This is a genomic window from Pseudomonas sp. PDM14 (genome assembly GCF_014851905.1).
In the GTDB taxonomy this organism is placed as follows: domain Bacteria; phylum Pseudomonadota; class Gammaproteobacteria; order Pseudomonadales; family Pseudomonadaceae; genus Aquipseudomonas.
In genome coordinates, this window is sequence record NZ_JACVAQ010000001.1 from 2454143 (window position 1) to 2469322 (window position 15180).

The 15180-nt window shown below is 65.7% G+C and carries 16 protein-coding genes; 9 read left to right on the forward strand and 7 right to left on the reverse strand.

Annotation, left to right across the window (positions count from 1 at the left end; all coding sequences use genetic code 11):
• Nucleotides 1-66: 66 nt before the first annotated feature.
• The 3 genes from IB229_RS11560 to IB229_RS11570 are packed head-to-tail and all read right to left on the reverse strand — an operon-like array spanning nt 67 to nt 3640.
• Nucleotides 67-339, reverse strand: coding sequence for an oxidative damage protection protein (locus IB229_RS11560; protein WP_192328681.1), 273 nt, complete (start codon nt 337-339; stop codon nt 67-69).
• Nucleotides 336-1415 (reverse strand): A/G-specific adenine glycosylase, encoded by a 1080-nt coding sequence (mutY, locus tag IB229_RS11565; RefSeq protein WP_192328684.1) that lies wholly within the window; start codon nt 1413-1415, stop codon nt 336-338. The genes IB229_RS11560 and mutY overlap by 4 nt, the downstream gene beginning before the upstream one ends.
• Nucleotides 1412-3640: an AsmA family protein gene (locus IB229_RS11570; protein WP_192328687.1), complete on the reverse strand. Its 2229-nt coding sequence runs from the start codon at nt 3638-3640 to the stop codon at nt 1412-1414. The genes mutY and IB229_RS11570 overlap by 4 nt, the downstream gene beginning before the upstream one ends.
• Nucleotides 3641-3891: 251 nt before the next feature.
• On the opposite strand from IB229_RS11570, the gene IB229_RS11575 reads away from it, so the two are divergent.
• Nucleotides 3892-4428 (forward strand): sterol desaturase family protein, encoded by a 537-nt coding sequence (locus tag IB229_RS11575; RefSeq protein ID WP_192328690.1) that lies wholly within the window; start codon nt 3892-3894, stop codon nt 4426-4428.
• Nucleotides 4422-5114, forward strand: coding sequence for a sterol desaturase family protein (locus IB229_RS11580; protein WP_192328693.1), 693 nt, complete (start codon nt 4422-4424; stop codon nt 5112-5114). Before IB229_RS11575 ends, IB229_RS11580 begins: the two co-directional genes overlap by 7 nt.
• Nucleotides 5115-5129: 15 nt before the next feature.
• Here IB229_RS11580 and IB229_RS11585 read toward each other — a convergent pair whose 3' ends face one another.
• The gene (locus IB229_RS11585) at nt 5130-5528 is read right to left on the reverse strand and encodes an acetyl-CoA sensor PanZ family protein (RefSeq protein ID WP_192328696.1); all 399 of its coding nucleotides are present in this window, start codon (nt 5526-5528) and stop codon (nt 5130-5132) included.
• A 145-nt stretch (nt 5529-5673) separates the two neighbouring features.
• Between IB229_RS11585 and hisB the strand changes: the two genes are divergently transcribed.
• The 7 genes from hisB to IB229_RS11620 all read left to right on the forward strand — a co-directional run bounded on the left by hisB (nt 5674) and on the right by IB229_RS11620 (nt 10791).
• Nucleotides 5674-6267 (forward strand): imidazoleglycerol-phosphate dehydratase HisB, encoded by a 594-nt coding sequence (gene hisB / locus IB229_RS11590; protein WP_192328699.1) that lies wholly within the window; start codon nt 5674-5676, stop codon nt 6265-6267.
• The gene (gene hisH / locus IB229_RS11595; RefSeq protein ID WP_192328703.1) at nt 6267-6905 is read left to right on the forward strand and encodes an imidazole glycerol phosphate synthase subunit HisH; all 639 of its coding nucleotides are present in this window, start codon (nt 6267-6269) and stop codon (nt 6903-6905) included. The genes hisB and hisH overlap by 1 nt, the downstream gene beginning before the upstream one ends.
• Complete coding sequence (locus IB229_RS11600; RefSeq protein WP_192328706.1) at nt 6905-7162, forward strand: DUF2164 domain-containing protein; 258 nt, start codon at nt 6905-6907, stop codon at nt 7160-7162. Before hisH ends, IB229_RS11600 begins: the two co-directional genes overlap by 1 nt.
• Nucleotides 7163-7202: 40 nt before the next feature.
• On the forward strand, nt 7203-7940 hold the full coding sequence (gene hisA / locus IB229_RS11605) for a 1-(5-phosphoribosyl)-5-[(5-phosphoribosylamino)methylideneamino]imidazole-4-carboxamide isomerase (protein ID WP_192328709.1): 738 nt from the start codon (nt 7203-7205) through the stop codon (nt 7938-7940).
• 88 nt (nt 7941-8028) lie between these two features.
• A complete protein-coding gene (gene hisF / locus IB229_RS11610) occupies nt 8029-8799 on the forward strand; it encodes an imidazole glycerol phosphate synthase subunit HisF (RefSeq protein ID WP_192328712.1) in 771 nt (256 codons plus the stop codon).
• Between the two features lie 265 nt (nt 8800-9064).
• Nucleotides 9065-9820: a substrate-binding periplasmic protein gene (locus IB229_RS11615; RefSeq protein WP_192328715.1), complete on the forward strand. Its 756-nt coding sequence runs from the start codon at nt 9065-9067 to the stop codon at nt 9818-9820.
• A 209-nt stretch (nt 9821-10029) separates the two neighbouring features.
• A complete protein-coding gene (locus tag IB229_RS11620; RefSeq protein ID WP_192328718.1) occupies nt 10030-10791 on the forward strand; it encodes a substrate-binding periplasmic protein in 762 nt (253 codons plus the stop codon).
• A gap of 72 nt (nt 10792-10863) precedes the next feature.
• Here IB229_RS11620 and IB229_RS11625 read toward each other — a convergent pair whose 3' ends face one another.
• The 3 genes from IB229_RS11625 to gpmI form a co-directional block, all read right to left on the reverse strand.
• Entirely contained in the window at nt 10864-12177 is a 1314-nt protein-coding gene (locus tag IB229_RS11625) for a S41 family peptidase (RefSeq protein ID WP_192328721.1), read from the reverse strand.
• A 31-nt stretch (nt 12178-12208) separates the two neighbouring features.
• Nucleotides 12209-13462 carry a murein hydrolase activator EnvC family protein gene (locus tag IB229_RS11630; RefSeq protein WP_192328724.1) on the reverse strand — a complete coding sequence of 418 codons (1254 nt, stop codon included), beginning with the start codon at nt 13460-13462 and terminating at the stop codon, nt 12209-12211.
• 117 nt (nt 13463-13579) lie between these two features.
• Nucleotides 13580-15115: a 2,3-bisphosphoglycerate-independent phosphoglycerate mutase gene (gpmI, locus tag IB229_RS11635; RefSeq protein WP_192328727.1), complete on the reverse strand. Its 1536-nt coding sequence runs from the start codon at nt 15113-15115 to the stop codon at nt 13580-13582.
• Nucleotides 15116-15180 lie beyond the last annotated feature (65 nt).

Below are 15180 nucleotides of genomic sequence, written 5' to 3' on the forward strand. Positions count from 1 at the left end.
AAAAAATTGCAGTGCGGACGGGTGGTTACGCTTGTCGCGCGGCGTTGGCCGCGCGACTGCGCAGGGTCAGGCGCTCGGCGGAACGTAGCCGTCGGCCTGGGCGTATTCCTCGCCGGAGAGGAATTTGTCCATCTCGCCCTGGAGGAATTTGCGGTCCTCGGCGTTCATCATGTTCAGGCGACGCTCGTTGATCAGCATGGTCTGGTGCGCCTGCCATTCGTCCCAGGCCTGTTTGGAGACATGGTTGAAGATGTCTTCGCCTTTCGGGCCCGGGTACGGCGGACGGTCGAGGCCGGGCAGGTCTTGTTTGTGTTTGCGGCAGTGGACGGTGCGGCTCATGCCTGCTCTCCAGTATTCAGTCCAGCGTTCAGTTCATCCGCGGCGCGCTTGAGCAGCTTCTTCACCGGGGCGGCCAGGCCCAGGCGCGGCGGGCTGGCGAGGTTATACCAGAGCCAGTCACCTTCGGCCACGCCGGGGGCGCTGCCCTCGACCTGCACCAGCCAGGGCTCGATGGCCAGCTGGAAATGGCTGAAAGTGTGGGTCAGCCCGGCCAGTTCGCGACGCGAACCCAGGCGCAGGGCGTGCTGGTCGGCCAGCGGGTCGAGGGCCTGCAGGTCGTCCAGTTCCGGCAGGCTCCACAGGCCGCCCCAAAGTCCGGTCGACGGCCGGCGATAGAGCAGGATGGCGCCTTCGCGGTTGGCCAGGATCGGCATCAGGGTGCGTTTCTGCGGCAGTTCCTTGCGCGGCTTGGCGATCGGGTAACGGATCTCCAGGCCCAGCAGGTGTGCCTCGCAGCCGCTCTGCAGCGGGCAGATCAGGCAGCTCGGCTTGCTCCGCGTACAGAGCGTGGCGCCCAGATCCATCATCGCCTGGGTGTAGTGGTTGACCCGCGTCTGCGGCAGGAAGCGCTCGGCCACCGCCCACAGCTGCTTGGCCACCTTTGGCTCGCCCGGATAGCCTTCCTGGGCGACGTAGCGAGCCAGCACGCGCTTGACGTTGCCGTCGAGGATCGGTGCGCGCAGGCCCATGCTCAGGCTGGCGATGGCGCCGGCGGTGGAGCGGCCGATGCCGGGCAGGGCGGTCAGCGCCTCGACGTCGCGGGGGAACTCGCCGCCGTGCTCGCGCATGACGATCTGTGCAGTCTTCTGCAGGTTGCGCGCACGGGTGTAGTAGCCGAGGCCGGTCCACAGGTGCAGCACTTCGTCTTCCGGCGCCTCGGCGAGGTCGCGCACGGTGGGCAGGGCGTGCATGAAGCGGTCGAAGTAGCCGAGCACGGTGCTGACCTGGGTCTGCTGCAGCATGATTTCCGAGACCCACACCCGGTATGGGGTGATGCCCTGTTGCCAGGGCAGGTCCTTGCGCCCGTGCAGGTCATACCAGGCGAGCACGGCGCTGGAGAATTGCTCGGGGCTCATCGCTTGAACAGGCCCTCGAGCGCATCCTTGAGTTCCGGGCTCACTTTGTCGCCAAGTTTCTCTTCGATCTTCTCGTTGAGCTTGTCGCCGGCCAGCTTGGCGGCGACCTTGCCCATGCCGTCCTTGTCCAGGCGACAGGCCTTGGCGCCCAGCTCTAGCGGGCCGCGGCAGCGCAGTGGCCACTCAATGCCGACGTAGCGCTCGTTGACCTGGCAGGCCGGGTCCGGCATGGCGCCCTTGTCGCCTTCGATGACGATGCCGACGCGGTAGTCCATGCCCAGCACGCGCAGGTCGACATCACCGTTGCCGTTGACGCTCAGGCCGGGGATGCGCGCCTTGAGGTCGGGGTTGCTGGCCACGCCGTTGCGGAAGTTGAGGGTGCCGTCGAGTTCCTCGAACGGGGTGTCCTTGCCGCGCGGCTCGCCGGACAGCGACTTGCGGTTGAGGGTGGCGATGCCCTGGCACAGCTGCTGTTCCAGGTTGGCGTCGACCAGCACGCCGTTGGCCAGGTTGAAGCTGGCGGTGCCGTTGAGCGCGTCGATCCAGGCCTTTTGACTGTTGCCCTGGGTGCGGATGTCGGCGTTGAGGTCGAGTTGGCCTTTGACCGGCGCTTTCTCGCCCTGGCTTTCGATGAGCTTTTCCAGGGGGATCTGGCTGATGCGTTTCTGCGCGGTGAGCAGCGGAATGTCCGGGCGTGCGTCGAGCTGCGCCTTGACGTTGAAGCTGCCGCCGTACAGGTCGCCACGCAGTTCCTGCAGGTTGAGCACGCCGCCCTTGGCGCTGGCCTTGAGGCTGGCGCTGTCGATCGGCAGCTTGTTCAGGGTCAGCAGGCCGATGTGCAGGCCGGCCTCGATGTCCAGTTTGCGCAGCTGTGCCAGCGGCAAGACGGTCTCGCTGCTCCAGGCCTGTTGCGTCGGCGCGTTGGGCAGCGGCGTGGTGCCACCGGCGCCGGCCGCGGCGACGGTACCCTTGACCTCGTTCTTGCGGGCGGCACCGGCACTGGCATCCTTGTCCTTGGGTGGCAGGTAGCGGTCGAGGTCAAGCTTGTCGCCCTTGAGCTGCAGGCGCAGGGCCTGCTTGGCGATATCGGCGACCACGACACTGCCGGTGAAGCTGCTGTCGTCGAGCTTGAGGCTGAGGTCGTTGAGGTTGACGCTGGTCGGCGTGCCGGCCAGGCGGGTCGACAGCTCGAACTGCTTGAGGGTGTTGCCGTCGGCCATGGCCGGCAGCTCGATGCCGAGGCCGGTGAGAAACTCGCGCAGATCGAGCTGGGCGATGGCCAGGCCACCCTGCAGCTGGGCGGTCTTGTCCAAGTCGCGCAGCTTCAGTTCGCCGATGGCGCGCAGCTGGTTGGCGGTGAGCTTGAGGCTGTTCCACTCGGCCACCTGGGCGGCCTGGTCGAGCAACAGCTGGCCCTGGGTGGAGAAGGTCAGGGTCTTGCCCTTGAACGGCTCGCCCGAGGCTTCGCCGGCCAGCTTGAGATCTTCGAGCTGGTAGCGCTTGAGTGCGCGGTCGAAGCGCAGTTGGGTCTGCAGCTCGGTCTTGGCGCGCAGCACCGGCTGGTTGGTGCCGAAGAAGGCGGTCAGCTTGAGCGGGATGTTGGTGCCTTCGCGGATCGCCCCGGTGCTCAGTTCAATGCCTTCGGCGGTGAACTGACGGCCATTGCTGGCGTCGTGGTAGTCGATGCGCGAATTGCTCAGGGTCAGGCTGTCGATGTCCAGCTTGATCGGCTGGCCGCTCGACTGTGGCTCGGCCGGCTCGCTCTGCGCGGTGGTTTCGGCTGGCGGCGTGCCAGCCGGTGCATCGGGGGCGGCCTTGGCCGGCGGTTTGCCCACGCCTTCCCAGTTGCCGCGGCCCTTGTCGTCACGCTGCAGGGTCAGGTTGAGGCCGTCGACGCGGATGTCGCTCATCTGCACTTCCTTGCGCAGCAGCGGCAGCACGCGCACGGAGAGGCCGAGCTGGCGCAGGTCGGCGAACGGCTTGTCCGGGGTGTCGGCGCTGGCCAGGGTGGCGTCGGTCAGTTCCAGGCCTAGCCAGGGGAACAGGCTCCAGCCGATGTCGCCCTTGAGGTTCAGTTCCAGGTTGGCCTTTTCCCGGGCCAACTGCTGGATCTCGTCCTTGTAGTCGTTGGGGTCGAACAGGTGGGTCAGGGCGAAGCCGAGGCCGACGATGATCAGCAACAGTCCGAGGAATAGCAGGCCCAGGAGTTTGCCGATAGATTTCATGGACGCGTCCTTGTTTGGAATGACATTTCGTTAGGTCGCCGAGTATAGCGCCAGCCTATGGCGGCGCGCCGGCTCAGTGGCGCGGGTAATGCGGCCGGTGCTTGCCCGGTGTTGGATGGCCAAGTCGACGAGCGGTTCCCCGTGCGTCAGCCTGGCTGGCGCGAGCGGCGACTGCAATTGGCGGGTGCGGCTGAAGGGCCGGGTGCCATTGGGCGCTAGGCTGGCAGCCTGACCCTGAATCGGAGAGGCCGATGAACGTCGTAGTGCTGGCCGTGCCGCTGTACGTTGCGCTGATGCTGCTCGAACTCGCTTACGAGCGTTACAGCGGGCGCCATACCTATCGCCTGGCCGATGCCTCCACCAGCATCAACACCGCGGTACTGCGCGTGTTGCTGGAAGGCCCGCTGCGCCTGCTGCTGATCATTCCCTATGCCTGGCTGTACGAGCACGTGCGGCTGTTCGACCTCGATGCCAGCTCACCCTGGGTGTGGCTCTTCGGCTTCATCGCCGTGGACTTCTGCTTCTACTGGGCGCACCGCAGCCTGCACCGCTACAACCTGCTGTGGGGCGCACACCAGCCGCATCATTCCAGTGAGGACTTCAACCTGTCGACGGCCCTGCGCAAGGGCGCCTTCCAGACCGCCTTCGACTGGCCGTTCTATTTGCCCCTGGCGCTGCTGGGTATTCCGTTGCCGCTGTTTCTGGTTCTGCTCGGCGTGCAGCTGGTCTACCAGTTCTGGATCCACAGCCAGCACTCGGTCGGCTCGGCTGGCTGGAGCGGGTGCTGATCACGCCGTCACTGCACCGCGTGCACCACGGGCAGAACGACTGCTACATCGACAAGAACCACGGCGGCGTCTTCATCATCTGGGACCAGCTGTTCGGCACCTACGCCGTGGAGCGCGAGCCGGTGCGCTACGGGGTGACCACGCCGGTGCGCACCTTCGATCCGATTCGCCTGCAGTTTTCCTGGTGGCGCCTGCTCTGGGCCGATGCCGTGGCCACTCGCTCCTGGTGGGACAAATTGCGCCTGTGGTGGATGCCGACCGGCTGGCGTCCGGCGGATGTGCGCGATCGGCCCTGGCCGAAGATGGGTGACGAGCTGTTCCAGGCCAATTACCCGGCCAGCCTCAAGCTCTACGCGTTTTTCCAGTTCGTCGCGATCAACGCCCTGGCACTGTGCTTCCTCGCCAGCGTCAAGCGTGCGGCGGTATGGGAGCCGTGGCTGCTGGCGCTGGTGATTCTCTTCGGCTGCGTCAGCCTCGGCCTGCTGTTCGAGGGGCGACGCGGGTTGTGGCGTCTGGAGTTCGTGCGCTTGCTGGCGATGGCAGCGCTGGCGCTGAGCTGGGGCATGTGGCTGGCGCCGGGACAGTGGCTGATTGGCGTGGTGCTTGCCGGGCTGTGCGCGGCGAGCCTGCTATGGCTGGCCTGGTTGGCGTCACGCCCGGCGCCACTGGTGGCGTCGACGCCGTAGTTCTGGCGGGAGCTGTCAGAGGTTATCCAGCGGCAGGCCGGAGCGCGCGGCCAGGGCCTGGCTTTCCAGGTGATCCTTCGGCGCCGCGAGGTGCAGCGGCAAGCCGGCTTCGCGGGCCAGGCGCTGGGCTTCGTCGAGCAGGCGGGTGGCCACGCCACGGCGGCGGGTGACCTTGCGCACGCACAGGTGCGACAGGCGCCAGCGGTCGCTGCCGGGCTCGAGCAGCGCGGCGCCGAGCAGGCGGTCGTTGAAGCGCCCGGCGATGAGAATGCCCTTGCCGATACCGCTGGCGATCAGGGCGTCGGCGCTGCCATACGGGGCCAGCAGCCAGGCTGGCGCGTCGGCATAGATCTTCGTCAGGTCCGTATGGTCCTGAGCGGACGGGCGGGTCACGGTCTCGACGAAAACAGGCATGGCGACATCCTCCGAAGCGGTGGCGCAGTTTAAAGTCAGCTCAATCGTACCGATAGCATTTCCTCGCAGCGCTCGCCGGTAGCCGCGTAGCCCGCGCGCCGCCTATAATGGCCGCCTTTTCAGCGAGCAATTTCGGGAGCTGGTGATGGCCGAACGTACGGCATCCGTCGAGCGCAACACCCTGGAGACCCAGATCAAGGTCTCGATCAACCTGGATGGAACGGGCAAGGCCAAGTTCGATATTGGCGTGCCGTTCCTCGAGCACATGCTCGACCAGATCGCCCGTCACGGGCTGATCGACCTCGAGATCGAGTGCAAGGGCGATCTGCACATCGACGACCACCACACCGTGGAAGACGTCGGCATCACCCTCGGCCAGGCCTTCACCAAGGCCGTCGGCGACAAGAAGGGCATGACCCGTTACGGCCACTCCTACGTGCCGCTCGACGAAGCGCTGTCGCGCGTGGTCATCGACTTCTCCGGTCGTCCGGGCCTGCAGATGCACGTGCCGTTCACCCGTGCGGTGGTCGGTGGCTTCGACGTGGACCTGTTCCAGGAATTCTTCCAGGGCTTCGTCAACCACGCCCTGGTCAGCCTGCACATCGACAACCTGCGTGGCAGCAACACCCACCACCAGATCGAGACCGTGTTCAAGGCTTTCGGTCGCGCCCTGCGCATGGCCGTCGAGCTGGACCCGCGCATGGCCGGGCAGATGCCGTCGACCAAGGGCGTGCTCTGATGCAGACGGTGGCTGTCATCGATTACGGCATGGGCAACCTGCACTCGGTGGCCAAGGCCCTCGAGCACGTGGGCGCCGGCCGGGTGCTGGTGACCAGCGATGCCGCGGTGATTCGCGAAGCCGACCGCGTGGTGTTCCCCGGGGTCGGCGCGATCCGCGACTGCATGGCCGAAATCAAACGCCTGGGCTTCGACAGCCTGGTGCATGAGGTCAGCCGGGATCGGCCGTTCCTCGGTATCTGCGTCGGCATGCAGGCGCTGCTCGAGCGCAGCGAAGAGAACGGTGGCGTCGACTGCATCGGCGAGTTTCCCGGTCAGGTGCGCTTCTTCGGCAAGGACCTGCATGAGGACGGCGAGCACCTGAAGGTGCCGCACATGGGCTGGAACGAAGTCGCGCAGACCGTGCAGCACCCGCTGTGGCACGAAATTCCCGACAACGGCCGCTTCTACTTCGTGCACAGCTACTACATCGAAGCCGGCAATCCACAGCATGTGGTCGGCCGTGGCCACTACGGCAAGGATTTCGCCGCGGCGCTGGCCGATGGCTCGCGCTTCGCCGTGCAGTTCCACCCGGAGAAGAGCCACACCCACGGCCTGCAGTTGCTGCAGAATTTCGTCGGCTGGGACGGCCGCTGGTAATGGCGCGCAGGGACAAGGCACCGCTGCTGGTGCTCGACGCCGCCCAGGAGCAGGCCGCGCTGCAGACCCTCAAGCGCTTTCTCGAAGAGCGCTTCGAGCTGCAGCTGGGCTCCTTCGAGGCGCAGGAAGTGCTGGAGCTGTTCAGCCGCGAGATTGCCCCGTACTACTACAACAAAGCGATTTTCGATGTGCAGACGCACCTGAAAGACCGGTTCGAAAGCATCGAAAGCGACCTCTGGGCGCTCGAGAAGAGCTGACCCCGATACCCTGATTTTCTGATTTGAGCAGGCCCAAGCAATGCTGATTATCCCCGCGATTGACCTCAAAGACGGCGCCTGTGTGCGCCTGCGCCAAGGCCGCATGGAAGACTCCACGGTGTTTTCCGATGACCCGGTGAGCATGGCCGCCAAGTGGGTCGACGGGGGTTGCCGTCGCCTGCACCTGGTCGACCTCAACGGTGCCTTCGAAGGTCAGCCGGTCAACGGTGAGGTGGTCACCGCTATCGCCAAGCGCTACCCGAACCTGCCGATCCAGATCGGCGGCGGCATCCGCTCGCTGGAAACCATCGAGCACTACGTCCGTGCCGGCGTCAGCTACGTGATCATCGGCACCAAGGCGGTGAAGGACCCGCAGTTCGTCACCGACGCCTGCAAGGCCTTCCCAGGCAAGGTCATTGTTGGCCTGGACGCCAAGGACGGCTTCGTCGCCACCGACGGCTGGGCCGAAGTCAGCACCGTACAGGCCACCGACCTGGCCAAGCGTTTCGAGGCCGACGGCGTCTCCGCCATCGTTTATACCGACATCGCCAAAGACGGCATGATGCAAGGCTGCAACGTCGAGGCCACCGCGGCCCTGGCGGCGGCCAGCCGGATTCCGGTGATCGCCTCCGGCGGCATCCACAACCTCGGCGATATCGAGAAGCTGCTGCTGGCCCGTTCGCCGGGCATCGTTGGCGCCATCACCGGCCGCGCCATCTATGAAGGCACCCTCGACGTGGCCGAGGCGCAGGCTTTCTGCGACAGCTTCAAGGGCTAAAGAGTGGGGTGGCGCGCGGGGCCGCCTAGGCTGCGCGTACCGCTGACGGTTACCGGTGCGCACGACGCACCTTACGAGAGAAGTCGCCATGGCACTGGCCAAACGCATCATCCCCTGTCTCGACGTCGACAACGGTCGCGTGGTCAAGGGCGTGCAGTTCGAGAACATCCGCGACGCCGGTGACCCGGTGGAAATCGCCCGTCGCTACGATGAGCAGGGTGCCGACGAGATCACCTTCCTCGACATCACCGCCAGCGTCGACGGCCGCGACACTACGCTGCACACCGTCGAGCGCATGGCCAGCCAGGTGTTCATCCCGCTCACCGTCGGCGGTGGCGTGCGCACCGTGCAGGACATCCGCAACCTGCTCAATGCCGGCGCGGACAAGGTCTCGATCAACACCGCCGCGGTGTTCAATCCCGAGTTCGTTGGCGAGGCCGCGCAGCGCTTTGGCTCGCAGTGCATCGTCGTCGCCATCGACGCGAAGAAGGTCTCGCTGCTGGGTGAAACCCCGCGCTGGGAAATCTTCACCCACGGCGGGCGCAAGCCGACCGGCCTCGACGCCGTGCTCTGGGCGAAGAAGATGGAAGACCTCGGCGCTGGTGAGATCCTCCTGACCAGCATGGATCAGGACGGCGTGAAGAGCGGCTACGACCTCGGCGTGACCCGCGCCATCAGCGATGCCGTGGGCATTCCGGTGATCGCCTCGGGCGGTGTCGGCAACCTCGAGCACCTGGCCGCGGGCATCATCGAAGGGCACGCCTCGGCGGTGCTTGCCGCGAGCATCTTCCACTTCGGTGAATACACCGTGCCGGAGGCCAAGGCCTACATGGCCAGCCGCGGTATCGTCGTGCGCTGAGCCACACCCGCGTCGCCGAAACGCCCGCCTTGCGCGGGCGTTTTGCATGCTGCCGGGCGCGTTCGCCGGGGCGGCGGCTTCTGGTTCGCTTCTTGCCTCTGCAGTGGGTCTTGCGACATCGCCGGTTCGCCGTGACGCAGTTCCCGTGCGCCGCAGCGTCGGCCTGGCATCATCGACGGCCACGCCTGTGGGCCGTTTCGGTGCGCTGGTCCTCGCCAGTGGGCGGATGTCGCCAATTCCCACTCAATTCTGGAGCTGTACCGCAATGCTGAAAAATCTGCGCAAGGTGCTTTTTCTCGGCGTGCTGTTCGTGGCCGGCGCTGCAAGGGCTGAGTTGAGCGAGGACTACAAGGTGGTCCTGCTCACCGAAAACTTCCCGCCCTTCAACATGGCCATCGACGACAAGAACTTCGCCCGCGACGAAGGCATCGATGGCATCAGTGCTGACCTGGTGCGTGAAATCTTCAAGCGTGCCGGCATCGGCTACACCCTCAGCCTGCGCTTCCCCTGGGACCGCATCTACCGCCTGACCCTGGACAAGCCGAGCTACGGCCTGTTCTCCACCACCTTCACCGAGGAGCGCAAGCCGCTGTTCAAGTGGGTCGGTCCGCTGGCCAAGAGCGAGTGGGTGCTGATGGCCCCGCCGGGCAGCACGATCAAGGTCGCCAGCCTGGCTGACGCCGCCAAGTACAACATCGGCGCGTACAAGAACGACGCGGTCAGCCAGCACCTGGAAAGCAAGGGCCTGAAACCGCTGAACTCGCTGCGGGATCAGGAGAACGTGGCCAAGCTGATGTCCGGCAAGATCGACCTGTGGGCCACCACCGACCCGGTCGGCCGCTACCTGGCGCGCCAGGAAGGCGTCAGCGGCATGCAGATCGTCCTGCGCTTCAACGCTGCCGAACTGTACCTGGCGCTGAACAAGGACACCCCGGACGAGGTGGTCGAGCGCTTGCAGAAAGCCCTCGATACCCTGCGCGCCGAAGGCTACGTCGAGCAGATCACCAACAACTACCTGTAACGCGGTTGATGGTCACCGCGCGGACGGCGTGGTGACCGATCCGCACCGAATCGCGCCGATCTCCTATCCTGTGCAGAGGTCGGCGGTGCTTCGTGATAACCTTCGGCGCCCTCGACCCGGCACCCGCGCGCGCATGCGCCGAGGCCCCGGTCGGCTGACGGTCGAGCCAGCCCCGGGCTCCCGTTCCTCAGACGCAAAGGTAAAGGAATATGACGTTGAAACGCTTGATGCTGGTCCTGGCTGGTGCCGGTCTGCTGTTCTCCTCGCTGGCGCGCGCCGAGCTGGACCCGAACTACTCGGTGGTGCTGATGACCGAGAACTTCCCGCCCTACAACATGGCCACCAACGGCAAGAACTACGCCCGCGAAGAGAACCTCAACGGCATCGCCGTGGAAGTGGTGCGGGAAATGTTCAACCGCGCCGGCATCAAGTACAACATGACCCTGCGCTTCCCCTGGGCGCGCATCTACAAGCTGGCGCTGGACAAGGCCAACCACGGAGTATTCGTCGCCGCGCGTCTGCCGGAGCGGGACAAGCTGTTCAAGTGGGTCGGCCCGATCGGTCCGGATGACTGGGTGATGCTGGCCAGAGCGGACAGCACCATTACCCTCAACAGCCTGGAAGACGCCAAGAAGTATCGCGTCGGTGCCTACAAGGGCGATGCCATCGCCGAGCACCTGGCCAAGGAAGGGCTGGAAGCCGTCACCGCGTTCCGCGATCAGGAAAACGCCCTGGCCCTGCGCGATGGCAACATCGACCTGTGGGCCACTGGTGACCCCGCCGGCCGCTACCTGGCCAAGCAGGAAGGTGTGACCGGTCTGAAGACCGTGCTGCGCTTCGACAGCGCCGAGCTGTTCCTCGCCCTCAACCCGGATACCCCGGACGAAGTGGTCGAGCGCCTGCAGAAGGCCCTCGACGCGCTGCGCAAGGAAGGCTTCGTCGACAAGGTGCAGCAAAGCTACCTGGAGTGATTCAGGCCGGTTGGCGATTCGGTTGCGCAAAAAAGCCCGGGCATGCCCGGGCTTTTTCATGGTTGGCGCTTATCAGTCGCCGCGGGTCACGCTCAGCCCCTTGAGCAGGTTGAGCGCCTGGCTGAGCTGGTAGTCGTCGTCCTGCGGGCGCGGCTTGCCGGCGGCCTTCTTGCTGCTGGGTTTGTCCTCGCCGCCGTTGCCGTTGCCGAGGTGGCCGGCGAGGTCGGCTTCCTTGATGTTCTCGTTGTCGGTCTCGCGGGTCAGCTTGGCGCGTGCCACCTCGATGTCCGGCACGATGCCCTGGGCCTGGATCGAGCGGCCCTTGGGCGTGAAGTACAGGGCGGTGGTGATCTTCAGCGCGCGGTCGTTGTTCAACGGCAGCACGGTCTGCACCGAGCCCTTGCCGAAACTGTCGGTGCCCATCAGCACGCCACGCTTGTGATCCTGCAGGGCGCCGGCGACGATCTCCGAGGCCGAGGCACTGCCGCCGTTGATCAGTACCACCAGCGGCACGCCTTCGCTGGCGTCGGCCGGGTTGGCGTTGAAGCGCAGCTCGGAGTTGGCGATGCGACCCTCGGTGTAGACGATCAGGCCCTTGGTCAGGAAGTGGTCGGCCACTTCGACCGCGGACTGCAACACGCCGCCCGGGTTGTTGCGCAGGTCCAGGACCAGGCCGCGCAGCTTCTTGCCCTCGTTGTCCTTCTTCAGCTTGGTCAGGGCCTTGCCGACTTCCTCGCCGGTGTTGATCTGGAACTGGGTGATGCGGATGTAGCCGTAGCCGCTTTCCAGCAACTGGCTCTTCACGCTCTTGACCTTGATCACCGCGCGCTCGAGCTGCACATCGAACGGCTTGCCGCCTTCGCGCACCAGGGTCAGGTCGATCTTGCTGCCGGCCTTGCCGCGCATCTTCTCCACCGCTTCCATCAGCGACAGGCCCTTGGTCGGCTGGCCGTCGATCTTCACGATCAGGTCGCCCGGCTGCACACCGGCGCGCGAGGCGGGGGTGTCGTCGATCGGCGTGACCACCTTGATGAAGCCGTCTTCGGTGCCGACCTCGATACCCAGGCCGCCGAACTCGCCGCTGGTGCTTTCCTGCAGCTCGGCGAAGGCTTCGGGTTCGAGGTAGGCGGAGTGCGGGTCGAGGTTGCTGAGCATGCCCTTGATCGCATTTTCCAGCAGGGTCTTGTCATCCACGGGTTCGACATAGGCCGCCTTGATGCGATCCATCACCTCGGCAAAGGTGCGCAGCTCGTCGAGCGGCAGCGGCGCCTTGCCGCTATCCGTCGCCGTGGCAGGCGCAGGCTCCGGGGCGGCCAGCGCGGCGGGACTGCCGAGCAGCAGGCCGAGGGCCAGGGCCAGAGGGGTGAGACGACGGAAATGCGGCATGTACTGACTCCCGGAAAATAGAAAATCGCGCTTATCCCTGCGCGCGGCACCACTGTGCAGGATCGCTCGGTCGGCCCTGCTGGCGTATGGCGAAGTACAACGCCGGCGTGTCCTGCCCACCGCTGGTGCCGACGGTGGCAATCGATTCACCGGCCTTGACGATGTCGCCGGCCTCTTTCAGCAGGCTCTGGTTATGGCCGTAGAGGCTCAGGTAACCGTTGCCATGGTCGAGAATGACGAGAAGCCCGGCACCGCGCAACCAGTCGGCGAACACCACGCGCCCGCCATGAACGGCGCGCACCTGGGCACCAGCGCTGGCGCCGATCAGCACGCCGTCCCACTTGCTACGAACGTCGCCGTTGCGGGGGGTTCCATATCGTGCAACCAGGCGACCGTCGACCGGCCAGGGCAACTTGCCCTTGGCACTGGCGAATGGCCCCCCGTAGGACGCGCCGGCACTGGATACCAATGGGCCGCTGCTGTTCTTGGCAGCGCCCGGATTGCGCGGCTGTTGCTGCTGTTGCGCCAGCTGCTGTGCCTGACGTCGCGCCTCTTCCGCTTCGCGGGCCTGGCGGGCGAGGGTTTCCTCGATGGTCTGCAGCACGCGGCCCAGCTCGGCTTGTTCTTGCTGGCGGGCTTTGAGTTTCTGGTCGCGCGCCTTGAAGTCGCTGTTGAGCTTGGCCAGCGCCTGCTGACGCTCCTTGCGCACGGCGGCGAGTTCGTCGCGGCGGCTGTCGAGCATGTCCTTCTGTTCCAGCAGCTGATTTTTCTGGCTGGCGATATCGTTTTCGACGTTGGCCAGCTGGCGCAGGGTTTCGTTGAAAGTCGCCAGCTGGGCGACACGGGCCTGGCCGAGGTAGTCGTAGTAGGTGAGGGTGCGTGAGAATTTTTCCGGCTGCTGCTGGTTGAGCAGCAGGCGCAGCGGCTCCTGCTGGCCGCCCTGGTAGGCTGCGCGGGCCTGGATGCCGATCAGTCGCTGTTGTTCAACGCGCGATTGCTGGAGTTTTTTTTTCTCCTGATCGAGGCGCTGCAGCTCTTCCTCGCTCTTGTTCATCTCCTGCTGCAGGCCTTTGACCTGCTTCTCCAGCTGGCCCATCTCGGTCTCGGTGCGCTTGAGATCCTTCTGCACGCCGGACTTTTCCTTCTGCAGCTGCTCGAGCAGCTTTTTCAGCTCGGCGACGTCGGCCTTGGCGGCATTCAGCTGCTTTTGCGCATCGGCTTTTTCATCGGCGAACGCCGGGGTGATCAGGCAGGTCAGGAGAAGGAGGGCGAGGGCGCGAAACATGGGCTGTGCAGCACCTATGCGGAGGGTCGGCCTAGTATGCCTAAAAAAGCCGGAGCAAGCTGCAGGCTGTGCGTCACAACTGCGCAGCCGGATGAGCGCCGGCTGCGCAGTGGCTGATCAGCCGAGGGTGACGATGCTGGTGCCGCTCATCTCGTCGGGGATCGGCATGCCCATCAGGGTCAGCAGGGTCGGTGCCACGTCGGCGAGCACGCCGCCTTCGCGCAGGCTGACCGCACGCTTGCCGACATAGATGAAGGGCACCGGCTCGCAGGTGTGCGCGGTGTGCGCCTGACCGGTGCACTCGTCTTCCATCTGCTCGACGTTGCCGTGGTCGGCGGTGATCAGTGCTTCGCCGCCAACCTTGTCCAGCGCCGCGACGATACGGCCGACGCAGGCATCCAGGCATTCCACGGCGGCCACGGCGGCAGAGAACACGCCGGTGTGGCCGACCATGTCGCCGTTGGCGTAGTTGACGATGATCACGTCGTAGCGCTGGTTTTCGATGGCGTCGACGATCTTGTCGGTGACCTCCGGCGCGCTCATCTGCGGTTGCAGGTCGTAGGTGGCGACGTTTGGCGACGGGATGAGGATGCGCTCCTCGCCAGCGAAGGGCTCTTCGCGGCCGCCAGAGAAGAAGAAGGTGACGTGGGCGTACTTCTCGGTCTCGGCGATGCGCAGCTGGGTCTTGCCGTTGTTGGCCAGGTACTCGCCGAGCACGTTGGTCAGCGGCGCCGGCTTGAACGCGCTGGGCGCCGGGATGCTCGCCGCGTACTGGGTGAGCATGACGAAGCCGGCCAGTTGCGGGGTGCGGGCGCGGGCGAAGTCCTTGAATTCGGTCTCGACGAAGGCGCGGGTGAGCTCGCGGGCGCGGTCGGCGCGGAAGTTCATGAACACCACGGCGTCGCCGTCTTCGACGCGGACGGCCTCGCCGATGGTGGTGGCCTTGACGAACTCGTCGCTCTCGCCACGCGCGTAGGCGGCCTGCAGGCCTTCGACGGCGCTGGTGGCGTTGAACTGGCCATTGCCGTCGACGATCAGGTTGTAGGCCTGCTCGACGCGGTCCCAACGGTTGTCGCGGTCCATGGCAAAGTAGCGACCGATCAGGCTGGCGACGCGACCCTTGCCGAGGCCGGCGAAGGTGCTGTCGAGCAGCTCGATGGAGGCCTGGGCGCTTTTCGGCGGTGTATCGCGGCCGTCGAGGAAGGCATGCAGGTAGATCTTCTCGGCGCCGCGCTGAGCGGCCAGTTCGGCCATGGCGACCAGGTGATCCTGGTGGCTGTGAACGCCGCCGTCGGAGAGCAGGCCGAGGATGTGCACGGCCTTGCCGGCGCCGACGGCCTGGTCCACCGCGCGGGTGATCTCGGCATTTTCGAAGAACTCGCCGTCACGGATCGCCTTGGTCACCCGGGTGAAGTCCTGGTACACCACGCGGCCGGCGCCGAGGTTCATGTGGCCGACTTCGGAGTTGCCCATCTGCCCGTCCGGCAGGCCGACATCCATGCCGCTGCCGGAGATCAGGCCGTGCGGCTGGGTCGCGCGCAGGTGATCGTAGACCGGGGTGTGGGCGGCGTAGATGGCGTTGTATTCGGGGGTGTCGCTGTGGCCGAAGCCGTCGAGGATGATCAGGACCAGGGGTTTGGGCGTGGCGCTCATAAAAGCTGGCTCGCTGTGCATGGGTCGAAAGAGGTCGCGCATTTTACGGCCAATGGCCTGCGGCG